24 protein-coding genes and 1 tRNA gene are annotated in these 23,086 nt (G+C 26.6%); 4 read left to right on the top strand and 21 right to left on the bottom strand.

All coding sequences use genetic code 11. The features are described from left to right. Positions 1–3 precede the first annotated feature (3 nt). From queA to X274_RS01215, 3 genes are all read left to right on the top strand, one after another. Complete coding sequence (gene queA, locus X274_RS01225; RefSeq protein WP_047264948.1) at positions 4–1,038, top strand: tRNA preQ1(34) S-adenosylmethionine ribosyltransferase-isomerase QueA; 1,035 nt, start codon at positions 4–6, stop codon at positions 1,036–1,038. 19 nt (positions 1,039–1,057) lie between these two features. Further along, positions 1,058–1,933: a DMT family transporter gene (locus X274_RS01220; RefSeq protein ID WP_047264990.1), complete on the top strand. Its 876-nt coding sequence runs from the start codon at positions 1,058–1,060 to the stop codon at positions 1,931–1,933. A 194-nt stretch (positions 1,934–2,127) separates the two neighbouring features. Next, positions 2,128–2,835, top strand: coding sequence for a DUF2202 domain-containing protein (locus X274_RS01215; RefSeq protein ID WP_047264947.1), 708 nt, complete (start codon positions 2,128–2,130; stop codon positions 2,833–2,835). A 39-nt stretch (positions 2,836–2,874) separates the two neighbouring features. Here the strand turns inward: X274_RS01215 and X274_RS01210 are convergent, their stop codons facing one another. The 21 genes from X274_RS01210 to X274_RS01110 all read right to left on the bottom strand — a co-directional run bounded on the left by X274_RS01210 (position 2,875) and on the right by X274_RS01110 (position 22,148). Next, positions 2,875–3,150: a DUF1874 domain-containing protein gene (locus X274_RS01210; RefSeq protein WP_047264946.1), complete on the bottom strand. Its 276-nt coding sequence runs from the start codon at positions 3,148–3,150 to the stop codon at positions 2,875–2,877. 104 nt (positions 3,151–3,254) lie between these two features. Continuing rightward, positions 3,255–4,541, bottom strand: coding sequence for a GTPase HflX (gene hflX, locus X274_RS01205; RefSeq protein ID WP_052913110.1), 1,287 nt, complete (start codon positions 4,539–4,541; stop codon positions 3,255–3,257). 158 nt (positions 4,542–4,699) lie between these two features. Continuing rightward, positions 4,700–6,292, bottom strand: coding sequence for a gamma-glutamyltransferase family protein (locus tag X274_RS01200; RefSeq protein ID WP_047264945.1), 1,593 nt, complete (start codon positions 6,290–6,292; stop codon positions 4,700–4,702). A gap of 10 nt (positions 6,293–6,302) precedes the next feature. Then, the gene (locus X274_RS01195) at positions 6,303–7,046 is read right to left on the bottom strand and encodes a sulfite exporter TauE/SafE family protein (RefSeq protein ID WP_047264944.1); all 744 of its coding nucleotides are present in this window, start codon (positions 7,044–7,046) and stop codon (positions 6,303–6,305) included. Positions 7,047–7,134: 88 nt separating this feature from the next. Next, the gene (locus X274_RS01190; RefSeq protein ID WP_047264943.1) at positions 7,135–7,968 is read right to left on the bottom strand and encodes a DegV family protein; all 834 of its coding nucleotides are present in this window, start codon (positions 7,966–7,968) and stop codon (positions 7,135–7,137) included. Between the two features lie 85 nt (positions 7,969–8,053). Further along, entirely contained in the window at positions 8,054–8,818 is a 765-nt protein-coding gene (locus X274_RS01185; protein WP_197073301.1) for a TSUP family transporter, read from the bottom strand. Between the two features lie 106 nt (positions 8,819–8,924). Continuing rightward, positions 8,925–9,620, bottom strand: coding sequence for a rhomboid family intramembrane serine protease (locus X274_RS01180; protein WP_047264942.1), 696 nt, complete (start codon positions 9,618–9,620; stop codon positions 8,925–8,927). A gap of 71 nt (positions 9,621–9,691) precedes the next feature. After that, on the bottom strand, positions 9,692–10,852 hold the full coding sequence (gene rlmD / locus X274_RS01175; protein WP_047264941.1) for a 23S rRNA (uracil(1939)-C(5))-methyltransferase RlmD: 1,161 nt from the start codon (positions 10,850–10,852) through the stop codon (positions 9,692–9,694). A 14-nt stretch (positions 10,853–10,866) separates the two neighbouring features. Next, positions 10,867–11,343 carry a peroxiredoxin gene (locus X274_RS01170; protein WP_047264940.1) on the bottom strand — a complete coding sequence of 159 codons (477 nt, stop codon included), beginning with the start codon at positions 11,341–11,343 and terminating at the stop codon, positions 10,867–10,869. A gap of 14 nt (positions 11,344–11,357) precedes the next feature. Then, positions 11,358–12,281, bottom strand: coding sequence for a 1-phosphofructokinase family hexose kinase (locus X274_RS01165; RefSeq protein WP_047264939.1), 924 nt, complete (start codon positions 12,279–12,281; stop codon positions 11,358–11,360). Positions 12,282–12,284: 3 nt separating this feature from the next. Beyond that, positions 12,285–13,973 carry a dynamin family protein gene (locus X274_RS01160; protein ID WP_047264938.1) on the bottom strand — a complete coding sequence of 563 codons (1,689 nt, stop codon included), beginning with the start codon at positions 13,971–13,973 and terminating at the stop codon, positions 12,285–12,287. A gap of 15 nt (positions 13,974–13,988) precedes the next feature. Beyond that, positions 13,989–14,696, bottom strand: coding sequence for an MBL fold metallo-hydrolase (locus X274_RS01155; protein WP_047264937.1), 708 nt, complete (start codon positions 14,694–14,696; stop codon positions 13,989–13,991). Positions 14,697–14,789: 93 nt separating this feature from the next. Next, positions 14,790–16,145: a hypothetical protein gene (locus X274_RS01150; RefSeq protein WP_052913109.1), complete on the bottom strand. Its 1,356-nt coding sequence runs from the start codon at positions 16,143–16,145 to the stop codon at positions 14,790–14,792. 11 nt (positions 16,146–16,156) lie between these two features. Continuing rightward, positions 16,157–16,627 (bottom strand): hypothetical protein, encoded by a 471-nt coding sequence (locus X274_RS01145; RefSeq protein WP_047264936.1) that lies wholly within the window; start codon positions 16,625–16,627, stop codon positions 16,157–16,159. A 561-nt stretch (positions 16,628–17,188) separates the two neighbouring features. Continuing rightward, positions 17,189–18,847, bottom strand: coding sequence for a methyl-accepting chemotaxis protein (locus X274_RS01140; RefSeq protein WP_047264935.1), 1,659 nt, complete (start codon positions 18,845–18,847; stop codon positions 17,189–17,191). Between the two features lie 71 nt (positions 18,848–18,918). Beyond that, the gene (locus X274_RS01135) at positions 18,919–19,593 is read right to left on the bottom strand and encodes an endonuclease III domain-containing protein (protein ID WP_084822581.1); all 675 of its coding nucleotides are present in this window, start codon (positions 19,591–19,593) and stop codon (positions 18,919–18,921) included. After that, a complete protein-coding gene (locus tag X274_RS01130) occupies positions 19,583–20,548 on the bottom strand; it encodes a 2-hydroxyacid dehydrogenase (RefSeq protein ID WP_047264934.1) in 966 nt (321 codons plus the stop codon). Before X274_RS01130 ends, X274_RS01135 begins: the two co-directional genes overlap by 11 nt. Positions 20,549–20,623: 75 nt before the next feature. Then, positions 20,624–20,712: transfer RNA gene (locus X274_RS01125), tRNA-Leu, on the bottom strand. Between the two features lie 63 nt (positions 20,713–20,775). Beyond that, positions 20,776–21,153: an SHOCT-like domain-containing protein gene (locus tag X274_RS01120; RefSeq protein ID WP_047264933.1), complete on the bottom strand. Its 378-nt coding sequence runs from the start codon at positions 21,151–21,153 to the stop codon at positions 20,776–20,778. Beyond that, a complete protein-coding gene (locus X274_RS01115) occupies positions 21,153–21,554 on the bottom strand; it encodes a DUF2089 domain-containing protein (RefSeq protein ID WP_047264932.1) in 402 nt (133 codons plus the stop codon). Before X274_RS01115 ends, X274_RS01120 begins: the two co-directional genes overlap by 1 nt. A gap of 66 nt (positions 21,555–21,620) precedes the next feature. Next, on the bottom strand, positions 21,621–22,148 hold the full coding sequence (locus X274_RS01110) for a hypothetical protein (protein WP_047264931.1): 528 nt from the start codon (positions 22,146–22,148) through the stop codon (positions 21,621–21,623). A gap of 198 nt (positions 22,149–22,346) precedes the next feature. Between X274_RS01110 and X274_RS01105 the strand changes: the two genes are divergently transcribed. Continuing rightward, positions 22,347–23,072, top strand: a complete 726-nt coding sequence (locus X274_RS01105; protein ID WP_047264930.1) for a metal ABC transporter solute-binding protein, Zn/Mn family — start codon at positions 22,347–22,349, stop codon at positions 23,070–23,072. The last annotated feature ends 14 nt before the right edge of the window (positions 23,073–23,086 follow it).

The following is a 23,086-nucleotide window of genomic DNA, read 5'->3' as shown; positions in this document are numbered from 1 at the left end:
AAAATGAAAAAGCCGTTGTATGAAGTAAATGATTTTGAATATTATTTACCCGAAGAATATATTGCACAAAAACCAGCTAACCCCAGAGATTCATCCAGATTAATGGTTTTAAACAGAAAAAAACAAAGTATCGAACATAAAATTTTTAGAGATATTATTGATTACTTAAAACCAGGTGATTTAATGGTTATAAATAATACAAAAGTTATTCCGGCAAGATTATATGGTCAGAAAACAACAGGTGCAAAAGTAGAAGTTTTGCTATTGGAAAAAACACATGAAGACAATACTTGGAAAGCTCTAGTAAGACCTGGGTCAAAGCTAAAAAAGGGTGCAGAAATAAGGTTTTCTGACGATTTATATGCGAAAATCATTGAACATAATTCTGATGGTTCAAGGATAATTAATTTTATTTCAGATAAAGTTGTATGGGAAGAAATTGAAAAAATTGGAAATATGCCATTACCGCCATATATAAAAAACCAGGATGTTCCAAAAGACAGATATCAAACGGAATATGCTAAAATACAAGGTGCGGTTGCCGCACCAACTGCGGGGCTTCATTTTACAAAAGAGTTATTGGAAAAGATTAAAAATAAGGGAATAGAGTTTGCAGAAGTTACATTACATGTAGGGCTTGGAACTTTCAGACCAGTAAAAGTTGAAAGAATTGAAGAACATGAAATGCATGAAGAATATTATGAAGTTCCTGAAAATACCGTAAAAAAAATTGAAGAGTATAAAAAAAATAATGGAAGAATTATAAGTGTAGGAACAACTGTTGTCAGAACTCTTGAAACAATTGCGTTATTACCTAAACAAAAAGCGTATATGGGAACTACAGATATTTTTATTTATCCACCATATGAATTTAAGTTAATAGATGCGTTGATAACGAATTTTCATTTACCGAAATCGACACTTTTAATGCTTGTTTCATCGTTTGGAGGATATGATTTTATTATGAAAGCTTATAAAACAGCGGTTGAAGAAAAATATAGATTTTTTTCATTTGGAGACTCAATGTTTATATATTAGTCTTAATGGTGGTGGTAATTTGAAAAATAAAACTATAGGTATAATTTACATGTGGATTACCATAATATTTTGGGGCATTTCTTTTGTAGCTACAAAAATTATAGTTCATTCTGTTCCACCAATTACAGCTGCGTTTCTAAGGTTTTTTTTATCGAGTTTAATTCTTATTATTTTTATAAGAAAAGATATAAAATATGAAAAAAAAGAATTTTTTTATATGATGCTTGCTGGTTTCTTTGGGGTAACAGCATATTTCTTATTTGAAAATACAGCGTTACAATTTACAACACCATCTAATGGTTCTTTAATAATATCAGCAACTCCCGTAATGTATTTATTATTTTCAGATATTTTAAGAAAATCTTTTTCTCATAAAATACGTTATTTAGGAACTTTTTTGGCTTTTTCAGGAGTTTCAATAATTGTTTTAAATGGACGATTTGTGTTAAAGTTAAACCCTTTAGGTGATTTATTAATGTTTGGAGCGTCTTTTAGCTGGATTTTTTATACTATTTTTATAGAAAAGCTACATCATCATGATAATTTAATAATAACAAAAGATTTGAATTTTTATGGAATGATATTCTTTTTACCATTTGCTTTTTTTGAATTAAAAAATGCTGGGACATGTCCAAATTTTCAGTTGTGGATACAGCCAAAAATATTAATTGCCTTTATTTATTTAGGTGTTTTTTGTACAGCGCTTGGATATATATGGTGGAATAAAGCTATAAGATTAGCAGGTGCAAAAACTACAACAAATGGAATATTTTTTATACCTATAGTTACAGTTATTGCTGATTCGATTATGTTAAAAAATTATCCAAATATATATACGATTATTGGAGCTACATTGGTTTTATTTGGAAATTATATAGCTGAAATCAAAGATTAGATTAAATCAGTTTCTGTTCTAGAAAATATTAAACATATTCAAATTAAACTCTATATTTTTCTTTAAGAAAAATATAGAGTTTTTTTATTTCTAAGTTTTTTCTAAGAAAAGATTAAGGTTATTCTAAGTAATGAAGTATATTATATAAGTGTCGAAAGAATTAAAAAAATAAATTAAATCAGGAGGCGATTTTTATGAAAAAAAGTATTTTAATAGGTTTAATGGCGTTATTGTTGATTGCTGTATCGTTTGCTGGAGGATTTTTCAATAATCCATCAGTAGCAGTTGAGAGCTTACCCGTTGAATCATTAACATCGAATGAAATAAACGGATTATTACAAATGAGAGAAGAAGAAAAACTGGCAAGGGATGTATATTTAACCTTATACGACACATGGGGGTTACAAACATTTTATAATATAGCTCAAGCGGAACAAACTCATATGAATGCTGTAAAGACAATTCTGGATAAATATGAAATAGAAGATCCTATCACAGACTATACAGTTGGAGTTTTCAAAAATGCAGAATTACAAAAATTATATTATGATTTGGTAGAAGAAGGAAAAAAATCTGCAGTTGAGGCATTAAAAGTTGGAGCAACTATTGAAGATTTAGATATTTATGATTTAGAAAAATTGCTAAATGAAACAGACAATCAGGATATAACTCTTGTATATAATAATTTAAAACAAGGATCAGAAAATCATATGAGAGCGTTTGTCGGTACATTAGAAAGATATAATTCAACATATTCAGCACAATATATATCTTCTGAAGAGCTAAATGAAATATTAAATAAGTCAAATATGAATAATTCAAGTATGGAAAATTCAAGTACTCAATATAATTCAGGTAATTCTTCTCACATGGGTAAAGGGTATAGAGGTGGAAGAAAATAATAAATAATTAAAAAAGTTTCGGGGGATCCCGAAACTTTTTTAATATATATATTTTAATCTATAAAAATTATCTCCGCTTATAACATATAAAGTGTCTTCTTTATTTAATTTATAAGGATTTTCATTTACTTTAATATCAATACCCAGAATTTCACTTATTTTTTTCGCTTGTTCTTCACATCTAATATGACTTTCAAAACCATTTCTAATACCGTGTTTTAATTCTTCTAAAGTTATTTTCTCAACTCTTAAATCTTCTACCGGTTTTAATAATATCAAATCTAAATCAACTCTATCAGCAATATATTTAGCCACATATATCCCTCCCTGAATTTTTTTACACTAATATTATACCATTTTTTTAAGAAAAAGTTAAGGGGTATAAATGATTTAAAAATTTCAAGTTGATTTTATGCTTTTTATCTAATTAAAAGATTGTTTTTTATTATTTTATTTAAAAAACTACCTTTTGCTAATATTTCTATTTCAAAACCATTTTTCATCTCTTTTTGTTGTTTTATACCGATATCTTTTTTTAATTTTTCAATCTTCCATATTTTGTTGAAGTCAACAAATATTTTGGTTGATTGTATAACTCCGAATGATATTAATTTATTTTCCAGTTTTAACAAAAATTCATAAACACTTTCTTTGGATTTTGAACTAACAAAAATAGCATCTGGATATAATATTTTTATGTGTTTAATTTTTTCAAAATTTAAAAGATCTATTTTATTAAATACTATTATTTTTGGAATATTTTCTTTTAGTATATCATTTATAATATTATCTACTATTTTTAGTTTATTTTCAAAATTATTTTCACTAATATCAATCAATTCTATAATTGCATCAGAATAATTTATTTCATCCAATGTTGATTTAAACGATTCTATTAATTCAACAGGTAATTTTCTGATAAATCCAACAGTATCAGAAAAAATAGCAGGTAATCCAGAGGGGAATTGAACCTTTCTAGATAAAGTTGAAAGAGTAGAAAACAATTTTTCTGATGTAAAAATATCTTTATCTTCTGATAACGCTTTTAACAATGTTGATTTACCAGCACTTGTATAACCTAATATAGATATTTGTGGAATATATGATTCATTTCTTTTTTTGTTTTTGATTTTTCTAACATTTTCTAGTTCTTTTAATTGTTTTTTTAAATAATTTATTCTATCTCTTATATTCCTTCTTTTGTATTCCAAAAATGTTTCACCAGAACCTCTGGTTCCAGTTCCTGTCCCACTAGCACCGCCGCCAATTCTTGACATTTCTTTTCCTAATCCTATTATTTTTGGTAATTCATATTTCAAAGTAGCTAATTCAACTTGTAATTTACTTTCAGCTGTTTTGGCGTTTCTTTTGAAGATTTCCAGAATCACTTCATTTCTATCTAATATCTCAACATCAATTATGCGTTCCTGAATATTTTTTCTTTGGGAAAGTGATATTGAATCATTAAATATTAAAATTTCAGCTTTAAATGCAGAGATTATTTCTGTCAATTCATTTATTTTTCCTTTTCCTATATAAGTTTTTTTATCTATATTCTTTCTTTTTTGTATAACCTCTGTTACTATATTTATGCCAATGTTTTTACATAAAATTTTAAGTTCTTCAATTTGTTTATCAAAATCCAAATCTCCTCTATTAACAGCTACAATGATACCCTGAATTAATTCATTTTTATTTTTTATCATTAAATCATCTCCATATTTGATATATATACAACAGATATTTCTATTAAAAATATTATATCATAAACATTAAATATAAGAAATTATCGTATATTTAAATATACAATTAGATCAATGATTAAATTAAAAAAGGATTGGCAAACTGCCAATCCTTTTTTAATTTAATATACTGCTATATATCCATCAGCTCTTTTTTCTGTACCAGCAACATAAACATCTTTTTCTTTGATTATTATTTGTCCCCGTCCAAAAGGTCCTGAACTAAGAGAAAACTTTATTTCATGACCCATTCTTTCTAATTTTTCAGCAATATGAGAAGGAAAATCTTTTTCTATTAAAATAGTTTTTTTCTCTAACCATTGCCACCTAGGAGCATCTAAAGCAGCTTGTGGATTTAAGTTTTTATCTATCATATTTAAAATAACCTGCAAATGACCTTGAGGTTGCATATATCCACCCATAACACCAAAAGGTCCTATTGGATTATTATTTTTGGTAATAAATCCTGGGATAATTGTATGATAAGGCTTTTTTAATGGTTCTAAATAATTGACATGATTTTTATTGAGCGAAAAACTATGACCTCTATTTTGAAGAGCAATTCCTGTTTTGGGAACCACTATTCCTGATCCAAAACCCATATAATTACTTTGAATAAATGAAACCATATTTCCCCACTTATCAGCTGTGGCTAAATATACAGTATTTGAAGAAGGAATTTTGCCAGGTGTTGGTTCAAGTGCATAATTTGAAATTAATTTTGATCTTGTTTTAGCATAATTTTCTGAGAGCATTTCTTCGATCTTAACTTCCATTTTTGAAATATCTGTAATATATTCTTTCCCATCAATAAATGCTAGTTTCAACGCTTCAATAGAATTATGAAATAGCTCATATTCATTGTTATATGTGGTATTTTTTAAAATATTTAAAGCCATTAAGGTAATAATCCCCTGAACATTTGGAGGAAGTTCCCAGATATCATATCCCATATAATTTATACTTACTGGCTCAATTAATTCACTTTTAAAATTTTCAAAGTCAGAATAATCAAAATATCCATTATATTTTTTCGAAAATTGAATAATTTTTTCTGTTAAATTACCATTATAAAATTCTTTTGCGTTAGATTCAGATATTTTTTTTAGTGTTTCAGCATGATAAGGTAACCTTATTATTTCGCCTGGATTTGGAGCTTTTTCACCAAAGGTTTCAAACCAATATTTAAAAATCTCTCCTTTTAATTTTTGTTTATAAATTTTATTAGCTCTTTTCCAATAATATGATACAATAGCTGAAACAGGATAACCTTCATTAGCATATTTAATTGCAGGTTCAAAAAGTTTTTTAAAATCCAATTTACCAAAGTTTTTCCAAATCAAATTCCAACCTGATGGAGTTCCGGGTACAGTAACGGCTTCCCAACTATGAGGTTTTATTTCATTAATGCCTCTTTTATGTAATTCTTTTATTGATAGATTTTTAGGAGAGTAACCACTTGAATTCATTCCATATAATTTACCATTATACCAAATTATAGCAAAATTATCTGAACCTATACCATTAGAAGTTGGTTCTACTACAGTTAGAGTAGCTGCTGTAGCTATAGCAGCATCTATAGCGTTTCCGCCTTTTCTTAATATGTCTATTCCTGCTTGTGCAGCTAACGGCTCACTTGTTGCAACAACACCATTTTTTGAAAATACACATGTTCTTTTTGAAGAATAAGGATATTCTAGATAATCAAAATTCATATAACTCCCCCTATTTATTTAATGCATTAAAAATATAATATATTCCTATTATAATCAATATTACAAATAAAATTCGTTGAATCCATTTTGAACCCTTTTTTATTGAAAAAGAACTTCCTAAATAACCTCCTGAAATACTTCCTAAAGCCAATACAAAACCAGCTAAATAATTCACCTGATTATTTAATGCAAATACTATAAAGGCAAATAAAGTATATATAAGTACAAGGAAAACTTTAATGGCATTAGTTTTTACAAGATCATATCCTTCTAATAACACCAGGGCAGACATTAGGAAAAAACCTACACCAGCTTGAATAAAACCTCCATATATACCTATTAAAAAGAAAACGATAAAACTTAAAATATTATTTTTCTTAACTTTTCTTTCTTTGGTCCAAATATCTGGTTTCCATATTAAAAATATACTCATAATAATTAAAATAAATCCTACAATACTTTTTAATAAAGCTCTATCTATGTTAACAACAATATTCGCACCTACCAGTGCTCCCAGAGTTGCAGGAATAGACAAAAATATTGCTCTTTTTAGATCTAAAACATCGCTTTTTCTAAACTTTGTTGTAGCTGTTATGTTTTGAAAAATTATACCTATTCTATTTGTTCCATTTGCAATATCAATAGGTAATCCTAATAGATTTAAAACAGGCAATGTGATTAATGATCCACCACCAGCTATAACATTAATAAATCCACTAAATAATCCTGCTAAATAAACTAGTATATATAACATAAATTTCCCCTCCTAAAAATTCGTTAAGCTAATTACATTAATTATATTAAATTTAACTTGGATTGTCAACAAAAATTTTCAGGAGGGATTAGAAAGAAATTATAATACCTTTATTTCCAGCATATGTTGCCAGAGTAGAACCCATATAATTAACATAAACTTCTTTTGGATTATATTTTTCTTTAATTATGTTTTTAAAATAATTGGCTTCTTCCTCATTATTAACATGTGTAATACCAACAATTTGATTTGAAATATTTATTTTATTTTCATCAATTATTTCTAAAACTTTTGAATGAAATCTTTTTTTTCCTCTAACTCGTTCTAAGAACTCAACTTCTCCTTTATTATTATGTAAAATTAGTTTAAAATTAAGTATTTTAGCAATAGTTCCTTTAAATTTACTAAGTCTTCCACCTTTTACTATGTTTTCCAGAGTATCTAATAAAATAAGAATGTTAATTTTTTCTCTATATTTTTCCAAAGAATTAGTAATGTAATCTATTGAGAAATTATTTTGAGCCATTTCAGCAGCTTTTATTACCTGAATTCCTTCTCCAGATGATGCGCCTAATGTGTCAAAAATTTTTATTTTAGAATTGTTTTTTATCATATTTTTAGCTAAGGTAGCAGCATGTATTGTTCCGCTTAATTTGGAAGAAATTGTTAAACATAAAATCTCATATCCTTTAGAAACATATTTTTCAAAAGCGTTTTTAAATAACTCTGGAGATGGTTGAGAAGTTTTTGGCAATTTTTTACTGGATAACATTTTATTTTGGAATTCATCAGGAGAAATTGTATAACCATCTTGATATAAACAATCATCTATTTCAACATTTAATGGAATAACAGTAATATCATATTTTTTTATATATTGTTCAGGAAGATCAGCAGCACTATCAGTTATTATTTTAATCATAAATAACCCTCCCCTTATGGATACTTTTCAAACATAATTATACCATAATAATAATAGAAAATAAGTAGCATGTAATAAATTTTTATTATACTATATCAAAAATGATTTTTATAAATAAAAGAATTAATACTGCTATTATTAGAGGTTTTATTATTTTTGTCCCTTTACTTAAAGCTAAACCTGATCCCAACCAATGTCCAGCTATTCCAAAAAAAGCAGCAGTAAGACCTATTGAAAATAAAACTTTTCCACCTATTATAAAAGTAATTAATGCACTGATATTGGAAGATAAATTAACAATTTTTGCTGTACCTGATGCTTTTACATGATCCATGGAAAGAAATGAAATATATAGAATTATCAAAAACGTTCCTGTTCCAGGGCCAAAAAAACCATCGTACATTCCAATGATAAATCCAATGAGACTTGATAAAATAGAAATTTTTAAATTGGATAAATTTTTTAAAGAGTTATTTTCTTCTTTAGGTCTTTTAATAAAAATAAAAAAAGCAGCAATTGGAATTAATATAGTTAATATTATTTTTAAAATATTATCAGGAATAAACAAAGCAATTTTCGCACCTATAAATGATCCTATAAAAGAAAAAATAACAGAAAAAATTCCAACTTCAAAAATTATAGCTTTTCCTTTTGCAAATCTTAAAGTACTTACAATTGTTCCAATTGAAGATGAAAGTTTATTAGTAGCTAAAGCATTGTGACTTGGAATTCCGATAAATAAATATGCGGGTAAAGATATTAAACCGCCACCACCTGCTATTGAATCTATAAAGCCAGCAAGAAATATTAAAGGAAATAAAATTGCTTTATCCATTATTGAAAAATCCACAAAATCACTCCAATCACTTATAAATTTAATTAGCATCAGAAACTATTATATTATAACATATAATATAATAAAAATAACGGCTAAACAATGTGTTAGCCGTTATTTTTTAATAAAGGTAAGTATAATAATTTTTTTTCTTATATTTTTTTGCTAAATAAGTACCATATATAAACCCGCCTATATGCGCCCACCAAGCTACGCCTGAACCATAATATGGACCTACTAAAGATAATAATCCATTAAAGACTTGGGTTAAAAACCATAAACCAATGAAAATAAATGCTGGAATGTTTACAAAAAATGGAAACCATAATAATAAAAATAAAGTTTGAATCTTTGCAAAGGGAAATAAAACAAAGTATATACCAATAACGCCAGCTATTGCTCCAGATGCACCTATAGCTACTATAGGAGAATTTATATTAAAAATATAATGAGTAAATGATGCGATATAACCACTGATAATATATACTAATAAAAATTTAAAATGCCCCAATTTATCTTCTACATTATCTCCAAATAGCCATAATGACCACATATTACCAATGATATGCATAAAACTACCGTGTAAAAACATACTTGTGAAAATAGATATTATGTTTAATCCTATATAGCTAATAGATCTATAAACTATGGCATTTGTTAGTTCCTTTGGTATGAAACCATAATATTGGATAAAAGCTTCTCTAATATTAGAAGGTAATATCAACTCAAATAAAAAAATAATTATATTGATAATTATTATACTTATAGTAACTATTGGTTTTTTACTACTAGGATTAATATCTCGTAATGGAAACATTTTCTACCTCCAAATTTTAATTACATCGTACAAATTAAATTGATATCAGAACACTAGATAATTATATACATTTAATTCTCCGTACTTTTCCTTTTAATTAATGCTACTGATTCAAGGTGTTTTGTGTGTGGAAACATATCAACAAAAACAAATTTTTCTATTTCATAAAGTTCTTTTAAATAAATCATATCTCTTGCAAAATTTGAAGGATTGCATGAAACGTATATTACGTTATCAAATTTATTTTCCATAATGAAATTAATAACATTTTTATGTAATCCCGCTCTTGGAGGGTCTACGACAATCGTATCTAATTTATCTTCTATTTGTTTAACTATATCTTTTGCGTCTCCCAAATAAAATTCAACATTTTTTACATTATTGTCTTTTGCATTTTGTTTGGCAGCATCAATTGCTTCTTTAATTATTTCAACACCTATTACTTTTTCTAATTCTTTTGCCATTAATAATGTTATTGTTCCGGCACCACAATATAAATCCAATCCTGTTTTAGCATTGCTATCAAGATATTCTAAAACTTTGTTGTATAAAACTTCAGAACCCAATGTGTTTGTTTGTAAAAAAGAAAAGGGCCCAACCTTAAATTTTATTCCCAAAATCTCTTCTTCAAAATAATCTTTTCCATATAATTTTATTAATTTATCTGCTTTAACAACAGTGGATTTAGCATCAGTAATTGTATGATAAATACTAACAATATTTCCTTCTAATTCTAAATTTAAAATTTCTTTAGCCCAATTTTCAACATATGAATGGAAAGGCTCTGAAGATGTTGAGATATTTAATAAAATTTCATTGGTTTTAAATCCCTTTCTCATAACCAAGTGTCTTAAATATCCAGTATGTTTTCTATAATTTCTAAAGGGGATATCTTTGAAATAATTTTCTGAAAATTCGATAATTTTCCCAAAATCTTCTGGTGCAATTTTACAGGTTTTGGCAGAATATACATCATAAAATTTTCCTTTCCCTCTTAATCCTATTGTTAAAGGTCCATCTTTATATTCATTACCAAAAGAATATTCCATTTTGTTCCTATAATGATAAATATCTGGTGATGATAGAATTCCTTCATAATTTTTAATCATTATATTACTATTGTCAAATATTTTGAGAATATCTTCTGTTTTTTTTGATAATTGTTTTTCATATTCAATATTTAAATAAACACAACCTCCGCATTTTCCAAATACATTGCAAATATCAGACATTAAAAAACCTCCATTTAATTTTGTAGTTCTTTTATTTTGCTTAAAACTTCTTCCGCATGACCTTTTACTTTTACTTTTTCCCATACATAAACGATTTTTCCTTCAGGATCTATTAAAACTGTAGTTCTAATAACTCCATAATACTCTTTTCCAAACATTTTTTTCTTTTGCCATACTCCAATTCTTTCTAATAATTTCTTATTTTCATCTGATCCCAATTTAATCTTTAAATCATGTTTTAAAATAAATTTTTTATGTTTTTCAACATCATCTGGACTTATTCCAATAATCTCAGCATTTAAATTTTTAAATTCATCAATTAAACTAGAAAAATCTTTTGCTTCAGCAGTACATCCGGGCGTATTATCTTTAGGATAAAAATATAATACTATCCATTTTCCTTTTAAATCCTCATTTTTAATAATATTTCCATTTGTTTCAATAATTTCAAAATCTAGAATATCTCCAATTTTATATTTGAAATATTTCATAATTTCACCTCCAATTATAATTTTTCTATTTTTATTTTTGGTAATAATGAAAGGACATCTTGTTTTTTGCATAATTCTGTACCGGGTGTTAAAACAGCCGCATTTCCAGCGGCATTTGCTAATTTAAATGCTTCTAATGTATCCTCTTCATATTTTAGTATATATCCTGCAAGAAATGAATCTCCTGCACCAACAGCACTTTTAACTTCTAAATCTACTGGATATGCATAATATGCTTTATCCCAATTGGCATAGACACTTCCATATTTTCCCATTGAAACCAATATTTCTGTTAAATTATATTTTTCCAGTGTTTTTTTTGCATATTTTGCAATTATATTTTTGTCTCTTTCATCTATTTCTTCTTCTAATAATCTTGATAATTCATGAGTGTTTGGTTTAATACAATATGGTTCAGCTTCCAGCCCTGCTTTTAAATTTTTTCCATCAGAATCAAAAAATACAGTTGCATCCCATTGTTTTAATGAAAAAATCAATCCTGTATAATAATCCGGATCTACTCCTTTTGGTAAACTTCCAGATATTATAATAGTATCTCCATTTCTTACCAATGAATGCAAAATATCAAAAACTTTCTGTAACTTTTCTTTTTTAACTTTTTCACCAGGCATACTCATTCTATACTGTGTCTTTTCTTCTAATATTATATTCATTCTCGTTTCATGGTCTATTCTTATTGAAGAATATATAACCCCTTCTTCATCCAGCATTTCTTCAATTCTTCTACCGTTATGTCCTCCTAACAAAGAAATAGCTACAGAAACTCCCCCTAATTCTTTTATTACTCTCGATACATCAATTCCTTTACCAGCAGGATAATCTACTAATTTTTTAGCCCGAATTGTATCATCCGGTACTAATTCATCAATATAAATATATCTGTCTAATGATGGATTCATAGTTAAAGTAAATATCATGTTTTACCCCTCCAAAGAATTAATATAATCATCAATTTTTTTTATATATCTATTTAGTGTTTTTTCTAATTCTTCAACTGTTTCCTTTTCCTTTAATATATTAGATTTAAAATCTGAAAATAGAATATCAATATCATTGTAAATTAAATCGACTATTCCATATAAATTCGATTCTAAATTGTTTTTAATTATTTCTTCACCTTCATCAAACTTTTTTCCAATCTTTCTTAGTATTTTTTTCTTTTTAAAAGCAGCAAAAAGCGTTCCTGTCATAACTCCTATACCTGTTATAATTCCACCACTTATATCAAATATAGAAATCTGTGTTGATATCATTATTATAATCCCTAATACAGACAATCCAGTTCCGCTAAATACTGTAGTATTAATTGATTTTAATTTTTCTTCTTTTATTAGTTCTAAGAATTTTTCTTCTTTTATATATGAATCGATTTTTTCTATAGTATTTTCTATTAATTTTTTTCTTTGTTCTCCAAAATCATAAAACATATCTTTTAAGTCTATATTTTTTTCTATATTTTTTAATTCTTCTAAATTTCTATTCAACATATTTTTTATATTTTCGATAAATTTTGAAGATCTTTCTGCAGATATTTGTTTGGTAGATTCTAAAAGGTTATTAATAAATATATCTTTTATTTCATCTTCCAGAATTTTTAGATTTTGAGTTTTTGAAAATGCTCTTTTTAATAGATTCCAGAGTGTTATTTCTTCTTCTAATTTCCTTTTTATTTTTTTTGCCGTATTTCTATAATTTTCTAATATTATTTTTATCCATAATTCAACCTCATTCAAAGAATTCTTTTTTGATATTTCTATATTTTTTTCTATTGTGTTTAATATATTTTCCTGATTTGATAAATTATTTTTTCTATCATATATGTCTTCTTTTATAGAATTTATCAATGTTCTTATTTGATTGGCTAAAGATTCTAATTTTCCAAATTCTCTTTTACTACCTGTTACTGTATTTAATATAAAATTCCTTATTTCTTCAAATCCAGAATCACTAATACCTTCAAATTCCAAATCTGAAGAAGTTATAAATACCGGAACTTCTTTTCCTTTATCTTTGGCGCGTATTTTAGCATTTTCATAATTAATTTTGATTTGTTCATCTTTTGCAATATCTTTCATTGTGAGAACTATTATAATATTTTTATTATATTTTTTTACAATTTTTTCAAAAAAATTCCAGGCACTACCTGCTTCAATGTTATTCGCAGGAAAAACAAATATAATAAGGTCAGCATTTGGTATAAATGATTCGGTAATTTTTTCATGTTCAGTAACCATACTATTTGTTCCTGGAGTATCTACAATTCTAATATTTTTTAATATTTCAAAAGGTCTTCCAATATATTTAGTGTATTTATCTGGTAATTCTTTTTCATATGGTTTGTTAGAATATTCTATAATATTTATTTTATCTGTACATGTTTGGGGAGAAACTTTTGCCAATTCTTTACTTTTAAGCAATGCATTAACAAAGCTGCTTTTTCCTGAGTTTACTTCCCCAACAATCATAAATGTATAAGGTTCATTTAAACGTTTCTTTATTTCTTCAAGAGCATGGTCTTTTTTTATTGTTTTTAAAATGAATTTAAGGTCTTCTATTATATCATTTAAACCTTTTCGTTTTTCAAGCACTTTATTATCTAAGATGTTCAAAATTTCCCCTCCTATTCATATTTCCAATACAGTTCCTGCACCAAATTTAATAATTCTACCTTTAAATTCAACATTCATAACATTAATAGCTTCAATTCCTGTACAATGTGAAGGTAATAAAAATTCCACGCCAGTCTTTTTAATCCTATCCAGGCGAATAAATAATTTTTCTTCATACAATTTATAAAAATGAAATCCACCTATAACAGCATGAAGTTTTTCATCAAAATGTTCTTTTGAAAAGGTTAAAATATTTTCTATTTTTGGATGAGCACACCCTGCAATTACTATTATCCCTTTTTTTGTTTTTAACACAATAGAATGTTCTGGAATATCTGCGTCGAATGTTCCTGTAGAATAAATATTTTCATCTATTTTTGTGATAGTATTACAAATTACAATTTCGGATTTTTCTTTTATTTTTTTTATCAGATTGTCTGGAAATTTAGCAGGAATAAAAACCTTGTCAATTATAGAATTTGATAATATATATTCCAAACCTCCTGTATGGTCATTATGATAATGGCTTAAAAATAAATAGTTTATTTTTTTAAATTTATTTTCTAACCCTAAATGTTTAATATTATGTTCTAAAATTCTGTAATCGTTTCCTGTATCAAAAAGCAGTGTTTTATTGTTATTTTCAATAAATATTGAAAGTCCCCAATCACGTTTTAATAAAGGATGAATTTTAAAATTGTCAACAATACCTGTTATTTTCACATTATCGCCTCCAATAAAATATTCAAAATAATTATAACATATATCATATAAAAAAGAAAACCTCAGTCTTTAGACTGAGGTTTGGAAAATATATTATTCAACAATATTTGATGGACTTAAATTCATATTAAATACATATTCTATAGATCTTCTAAGTAATAAAACAAACCATTCACTATCATTGTTAGGATTTTCCACATAATATTCAAGTGGAGTGGTTGAAGCTATAACTCTACCATTTCCATATCTATATTCAATATATGTTGAATATTGTTCATATGATGTTGATTCTTTAATAAATACTACAGGATTTTCTATATCACTATCTTCTAAATTATCAAATCCTCCGTGACTTGCATAATTTCCATATAAATAACGTTCATTTGGAAATTCATATAATAAAGGATGTGTTTTATTTATAATTTCATTGTAATTATCATAATAATCTCTCCAAGTCACACCTCCTGGAAGTGTTCCGGTAAAATTCCCACCATTCCAACCATTATCACAAGCAACCCAGAACAATGTTCCACCATTATTAACAAAAGAATCGAATTTTTCAGAATTGGCTTTATATATATCGTAAAAACTTGTAGACTGATCTCCCTCGATAATAATTGCCCAAGTTGGATCAAATGAATCAATATTATTTATATCATTAGAATTTTTGATTTCATATTGATTTATACCCAAACCTTCTGTAAACCCTATATCAATTAAAATATTCGGAATTGCATCTGGAGAACTCCAAGGTGCTAAATCTCTAAAAATAACAACATGTTCAGCAGCTTTCCTTAATATTAAATCAGGAGCATTAGTAGTTTTTGTATTTTCAATAATTATAGGAGCAGCATCTGACGAATAATTGGAATTCTCGGAAGGATCACGAGCATATATAACATAATTACCAATAGGAATAAAATCGAAATAATAGTTACCTTCTTCATTAGAAAAAGTAAACATTCCTGGTAATGGTTCTCCTTCTGGAGTTCTAATTTCTAATAAAATCCCACTATGAATACTCTTATCGATGAATTTAACATTACCTTCAAGCATACCATAATCTCCTAATGGATAAAGAATTAAAGATGAATCAAGAGTAATCTCAGATTCTTCTTTTACTTCAATGAATTGTTTAGTTGGAAAATATCCTTCATGTTCTGCTTTAATGATATAATTTCCTGCAGGTATATTTTCTATTTTAAAATTACCATTAGAATTAGTAATACTTTTCCCGATTTCAGATATAGTATTAATAGGGCTAAATCCCTCACCAGAACTTTCTAATCCATCTATAGAAACTTTTATATTCTCATGATTTTCGCTATTACTTAATTCCGCAACTCCGCCAATATTACTATTTCCCAGTAAAGGGTCTATTTTTTGACACGATGAAATTAAAAATATCGAAAATAATAAAAGGATAATTGTATAAAAATTTTTTCTCATATTCTCCCCCCTTAAAATCTAAAACCTAAATTTGCAAAAATGCCATAAATACCAAAAGTTTGTTGAAAAGATAAATCAAATACAGTATTCATTCCACCTGAAATTACAAAAGGACCTAAATATAATGCAATACCAGCTTTTGTCAAATACATCGTATAAGAATATAGCGAAAATTTGTTGTCATAAAACTGAATAATAGGACTTATTCCACCATATATTTTTAAATATTTTAATGGTATTTGCAACAATATAAATGTTGTTGGTTGTAAATAAGTTATTTCCCCAGTTTCAATTATATCTGTAGGAGAAAATACACCTAGTTCTAAACCAATTATATTTTTATCGGCAAATGTGACTTTTAGTCCGTAAAAAGTTCTTTCATATCCAGATAATTCCATAAAATATGATCCAGATACTTCAAAACCAAATGATACAATGCTAAAAATAATAATAGATATTGATATAAATATTAAATTCTTCATACTTTCACCCCTTTTTTTAATAAGATGTTATAATTATATCATTATTATATTAATATAATGTTTCTGGTTTTATTTAAATAATTTTTAAGATTGTCTAAAAAGTCAAATTCACTCAGACAGCTCGATTGCTAATCCTTAAAATTATTCATTCTCAGCCGTCGCTCAAACAATACATCGTGTATTGTTTCGCTCAAAATTATGTCCATATAATTTTGACGGCTTACATTTACGCTTAGATTTTTTAGGTATAAAAAATCTAAGGAAAAAGGATTTATAATTATATAATAAAAATTATTTTTTCCAATTACCTGCTGTAAGAGAGCAATAGCTCAAAGGTTTTTTTATTAAAATCCAATTTTTTAATCCAATAACCCACCGTAGGTGAGCGGTAGCTCAAAAGTTTTTTATAAAATCAAAAATATTTAAATCAATACCCGCAGTAGCGTGTAAGGGCAATCTTCGAGTCTTCATTTCATTTGAAACTTTTTAGACAACCTATAAAACTAAAAAAATCCCCTTTGTATTACAAAGGGGATTTTTTATATAAGTTTTTATATAATTTTAGAATTTAAATTCAGATAGAGCATTATTTAATAAATCAACACTTGTTTGCAAATCAGAAGCTATTTCTGCTAAATTATCAGACATTGCCTGTATTTCATTGCTGGATTCTTTCATGTTTTGAACGTTTTCAAAATATCTATTAAGCGATTCATTTACATTGGCGAAAGCTTCTGCAATTGTTTGAGATGATGCATTTTGTTCTTCTGCTGAAGCAGCTAATGTTTGAGCCCTTTCTGAGAGAATAGATGTTTGTCCTAAAATTTTGTTTAGTTCGTCATTTAATACTGAAGAATTTTTTGTAACTTTTTCAACGGTATCTTTTACTGAAAAAATTTGTTTCGTTGATTTTTCAACATTTGTTTTTATAGACCCTAAAATACTGGAAATTTCATCAGTGGCTTTTCTTGTCTCTTCAGCTAATTTTCGTATTTCATCTGCAACAACAGCAAAACCTTTTCCAGCTTCACCAGCCCTTGCAGCTTCAATTGCTGCATTTAATGCTAATAAATTTGTTTGTTCTGCAATATTTGAAACTTGATCTATAACTTCTGTAATTTTTCCTGCATAATTTTCAAGTTCTTTTATTTCTTCAATGGTTTTTAATGTTTCTTTAGAAGCATTTGTTATAGCTTCTTCTAAAGAAAACATTACATTTTTACCTTCATTTGTTGCTTGTTCTAAAACACCTGCAACATTTGCAAGGTCAATTGCAGCATTTGCGACTTCATCAGTTGAACGAGATATCTCTTTAATAGAATCGGCTGTTCTATCAGTTTCTCTCTCCATTATTTTAGATTCTTCCGCCATCATATCAAAACCAGCTTTGAATTCTTCTATAATTGCGTTTGCTTCCTGAGCACTACCCGAAACATTATCTGAAGAAATTTTAATACCTTCCATACTTCGCTTTATAAAATCAAATGTTGGCCTTAATTTTTCTCCAACAAGATGGTACATTTTTTTTGCTATAATGCCAATTTCATCGTTTGATGTGATATTTGCCGAAACTGTTAAATCACCTTCTGCAATTTTTTCAAGATCTTTTAAAGGGGTAAGCGATTTTTTCAAAGCATAAAATGCATAAATACCTATTAAAAGATTAATAATAAATAAAGTTAATTGAATTTGTTTCATCAAAGAAACCTTTTTTTCCGATTCTTTTTGGAATAAAGTTACTCCTTTATTCATCTCAACAAGCAATGGAATATTATTTTCTAATATATATTTTAAAGAATTTTCATCATCATTTTCTAGAAATTTATCCATATGCGCATAAAATTCATCCCATAATGATTTTATTTTTTCAAGCTGAGCCTTAGCCTCAGGTTGTGCTGGTGGAACGTTTACCATTTTTTCCCATGCGAGATCAAAAGGAGCTTTTCCACCATCTTTTAATGCGTTTAAAGTAGTATCAAAGACCTTTATTGTATTTAATAAACTATCTTTTGTTTTTTGATCATTATATATATAATAAGTTAAAGCTTCTTTCGACATCCTTTGAGTTAACATTCTCTGTCTTCCTGCAAGATTTACAACTAAACCATCATCTTTTTGCATTTTAGTGATGGTAAAAGTTGAAATATATGTAATGAGAGATAATAAAACAAACAGAACTATTGGTATACCTAACTTCACATAAAGACTACTTTTTTTCATAAAAATTCCCCCTAACATTATTTTTTAGACAAACTTTTAAATTTTCGTATAACATTATTATAATATATTTTTTACATAAAATCAATATTATTTTTATTGTTATGAAATTTTTTACATTTTAATCTAAAGACACACATATCACACAAGGGCTTTTTTTTGCATATATTTTTAGAATGTTCAACTATTAAACCGTGAAAATTTTTGTATATTATCAAATCTTCAGGTAAATTTTTCTCAAAAAAATTTTTGTATACAATATAATTTTTCTTTATTTCAATACCAAATCTCGAAAACATTCTTATAGTATATGCATCAATTACAAAACTCAATTTGTTTAAAGAATATAGTAAAATGGAATCTGCAGTTTCATTTCCTATACCTTTAACAGAAAGAAGCTCTTTTCTTAATATTTTCACATTTTTTTTACTCAACAATTCAAATGAAAAATTATAAATTTTGAACCATTCTAATAGGTTTTTTAGATATTTTGCCTTAACTTTGTAAAAGCCAGATGGCTTTATTAATTCTTCTAATTTTTCAATATTTAAGTAATATAGTTTTTCTGGTGATAATAAATTTTGTGATTTAATATTTTTTAATGATTTTTCTACATTATTCCAGTTTGTATTTTGTGTTAATAGCGCTCCAATCATAATTTCAAATTTATTCTCTCCTGGCCACCAACCATCTGGTATAATATATATTTCTGATAGTTTATTATATATATTTATTAAATCAATATACATTGTTCGGTGGAACATCTCCTTTTAATGCAGCTATAACATTTTCTGCAACCATTTCAGCCATTTTATTTCGTGTTTCGAATGTTGCACTACCAGTATGAGGCGTTAATACAACATTATCCAAATCTAAAAGTTCTTGTGGAATATGTGGTTCTTCTTCATATACATCTAATCCAGCACCGGCGATTTTTCTTTCTTTTAAGTATTTTATTAAAACTTTTTCATTTATAACAGGACCTCTTGCAGTATTTATAATAATTGCATTGGGCTTCATTAGTGAAAATTCTTTTTCATCAAGTAAATGATGAGTTTCATCGGTTAATGGTGTATGTAATGATATGAAATCAGATTTTTTCATCAATTCTTCTAAAGGAGCAAATTTAACACCTAATTCTTTTTCTTCTAATTCATTTAATTTATTTCTTTTGTAATATAAGATATTCATTTCAAACCCTTTAGCCCTTTTTGCCATTTCTTTTCCAATTCTCCCCATCCCAATTATACCAAGAGTTTTTCCTTTAATATCATAACCCAAAAATAATTTAGGTCTCCAACCTACAAATTCCCCATTTCTAACAAACTTATCACTTTCAACAATTTTTCTTGCAACGGCAAATAATAATGCCCAGGCTAAATCAGCAGTAGCATCACTTAAAACACCTGGTGTGTTTGTTACATAAATTCCAGCTTTTTTAGCAGATTCAACATCAATATTATTATATCCAACAGCATAATTGGAAATAATTTTTAAATTACCATTTTTTCCAGTGCGAATTACTTCTTCATCTATTCTATCGCTTAATAAAGTTATTAAAGCATCATATTCTTTTGCCAGATTAACAATTTCTTCATGAGATAACGTTTCGTTTTTTCTGTTAATCCATACTTCAAATCCTGCGTTAATTAATTTTTTTTCTGCTATTTCAGGAATTTCATAAGTAAAAGCGATTTTTGCCATAAATTCACCTCCAGATTTTTTTTTATTCCTATGTAATTATAACAAAAAAACCGGCCTTTTTTAAAGCCGGTATAATGGTGCCGAGAGTGGGACTTGAACCCACACGAGGTTTCACCCTCAGTGGATTTTGAGTCCACCGCGTCTGCCAATTCCGCCATCTCGGCAAAACCAGAATTATTATACCATTAAAATTTAAATTAGTCAAGAGATTTTTTGAAATTTAATTATTATTCAATATAAATTTTAACAATATCTCCGTCTTCAGAATTAACATCAATTATATTTTCACCTTCAAATTCATCAAAGTTAATATTCTCCAATGCTTCCATAATCTGGTCAATTTGTTCCTTACTCATATTGGCTCCTTGCTGAGCAAGACTTAATGGTATCATTGCTTTTGCCATTTTTATTAATCCCAACGGAATTTTGACATTGACCTTATCTCCGTTTGAAGAGTTAACTTTAATCACTAATTTTCTTTTTTGAGTTGAATTGCTTTTTGTGTTTTTGGTGTCATAAAATGTTTCTATTAGTTCTGCTGCTTCTTCAATTTCTACAGTTCCGTTTTTAACCATGTTTAAAATTCTTATCAATTCTTCTTTCATTATTTTACCCCCTTTAATAATTTTAATTTTTCAATTGCATCTTTTGGACTTATTAATCCTTTTTCTAAATCATCGATAATCTTCTTTTTTTCAAGATTTGTATTATCCTGCTTTATATCTGTATTTATTTCTTCAGTTGAAACATATCCTAAGTCAGATAAGAGCTTATTAAATTTGTTTAAAGTAGTTGGATAAGATATTTTTAATACTTCCGAAACTTTTGATAAGTTTCCTCTATTTAACAAATAAAGCCTCAAAAATTCAACATTTTCACTACTCAAAGAGGCAAATTCATTCATCTCAAAAATACCTTCTAATTTAGAGTTGCATTTTGAACATCGTAAAACTTCTATATGCATTTTTTCTCCACAAATTGGGCAAATTGTAAGTGCTTTATACATATTATCACCTCTTTAACAAACTATTATAATTATCACTTGATTTTAAAAATAATATATTTTACTTTTTTAAGCAACGTATATTTTTATCTTTGTTTTTCCTTCATCTGTTTCTACATCTATAAATTCACCATAAAATTCCGAAAGATAATCAATCGCTTCAATAATCATGTTTATGATTATATTAAAATCAAAATCTATTTTTATTCCTTTTTTTGAAAAATTCGATTTTAAAGCTTCTTTTAAAAATGGTTTTAGAGTATATAATATCGGTTTCATAGAAATTAAGATTCCTAACGGAAAAACCAATTTAACGTTTGTATCAACAGAATTTACATTAATTACAAATTTTGTTCCTATGGGATATTTTATTTTTTCTGCAATTATATGTGCTGCTGTTTCAGGGGCATTTTCTTTTATTAATTTAATAATTGATTTTTCTAAAATTTTTTTCTGCATTTTTTTCCGTTTAAAAGCAGAATAATAAGTATAAAGTATATATGTACCTAAACCAATAAAAAAGAATGCCCAAAAATATTTCGCTCCCAGAAAAATCAATACTACTCCATAAAATAATAAGATAATGGCTCCCACCATACAAATCACCTCCTCATATATGATATTATAAAATATTTTTTATATTTTGTCAAGTATTATTTTATATTTTCTCATATATTATATATATTATTTTATATTTTACTTTTATATTTTATAAAATAGAATATTTATTTTTCGGTTTTTCTTTTTTTATATTTTGTGTTATAATACTTTTTGACTAATCATTGGAGGGCAAATATGAAAAATCTAAACATTTTCTTTACTATACTTATTATTTTAATTATCAACAGTCGTTTTTTTGCATTAAACATACTTACTTCTATAAAACCTTTAGAACTTATTGTTAGAGAAATTTCTCCAGAAGCTAATATAATAAACCTATTCAATTCATCTGAAGATTTTAAAAATGCAACTTTTGATGAAAATATATATAGTAATATGGATTTAATTATACTTTTAAATAATGAAATATCTTTTAAAAATGATTCCAATAAAATTGTTTTATCTGAAGGTGTATTATATTATCCTTATCAAAAAAATCCTTTTTTATGGTCAGACCCATTGTATACAGTTGTTATAGCTTATAAAATAGAGAAAAAGATGGAAAGTTTAGATCCGAAAAATGCTATTAAATATAGAGATAATTTATTACGTTTTACTCAAAAGTTAGTTGAACTGTCTGACTACGTTTCAAAAATCGCAAAAGATTCTAAAATTAAAATTATAGATATGAATAATCTTTTGATCCATTTTTACAACAGATATAACATTAACTATTATTTATACAGCGATGATATTACAATAACCAGACAGGATGTATTAATTTCAAGTATTAAATATAATAACTCCACATTTAATAATCTTAAAAATAAAAAAATTTCAATTGATATTTTTTTATCCGGGTATAATACTATTATAGAATTTTATAAAAATATAATAGATGAGATTTTTGATGATGAATAATTATTATAGATAAT

It is taken from the genome of Marinitoga sp. 1155 (assembly GCF_001021175.1).
GTDB lineage: Bacteria > Thermotogota > Thermotogae > Petrotogales > Petrotogaceae > Marinitoga.
Note: the sequence above shows the minus strand (reverse complement) of the source record. Positions and strands in the feature narration are given on the sequence as shown.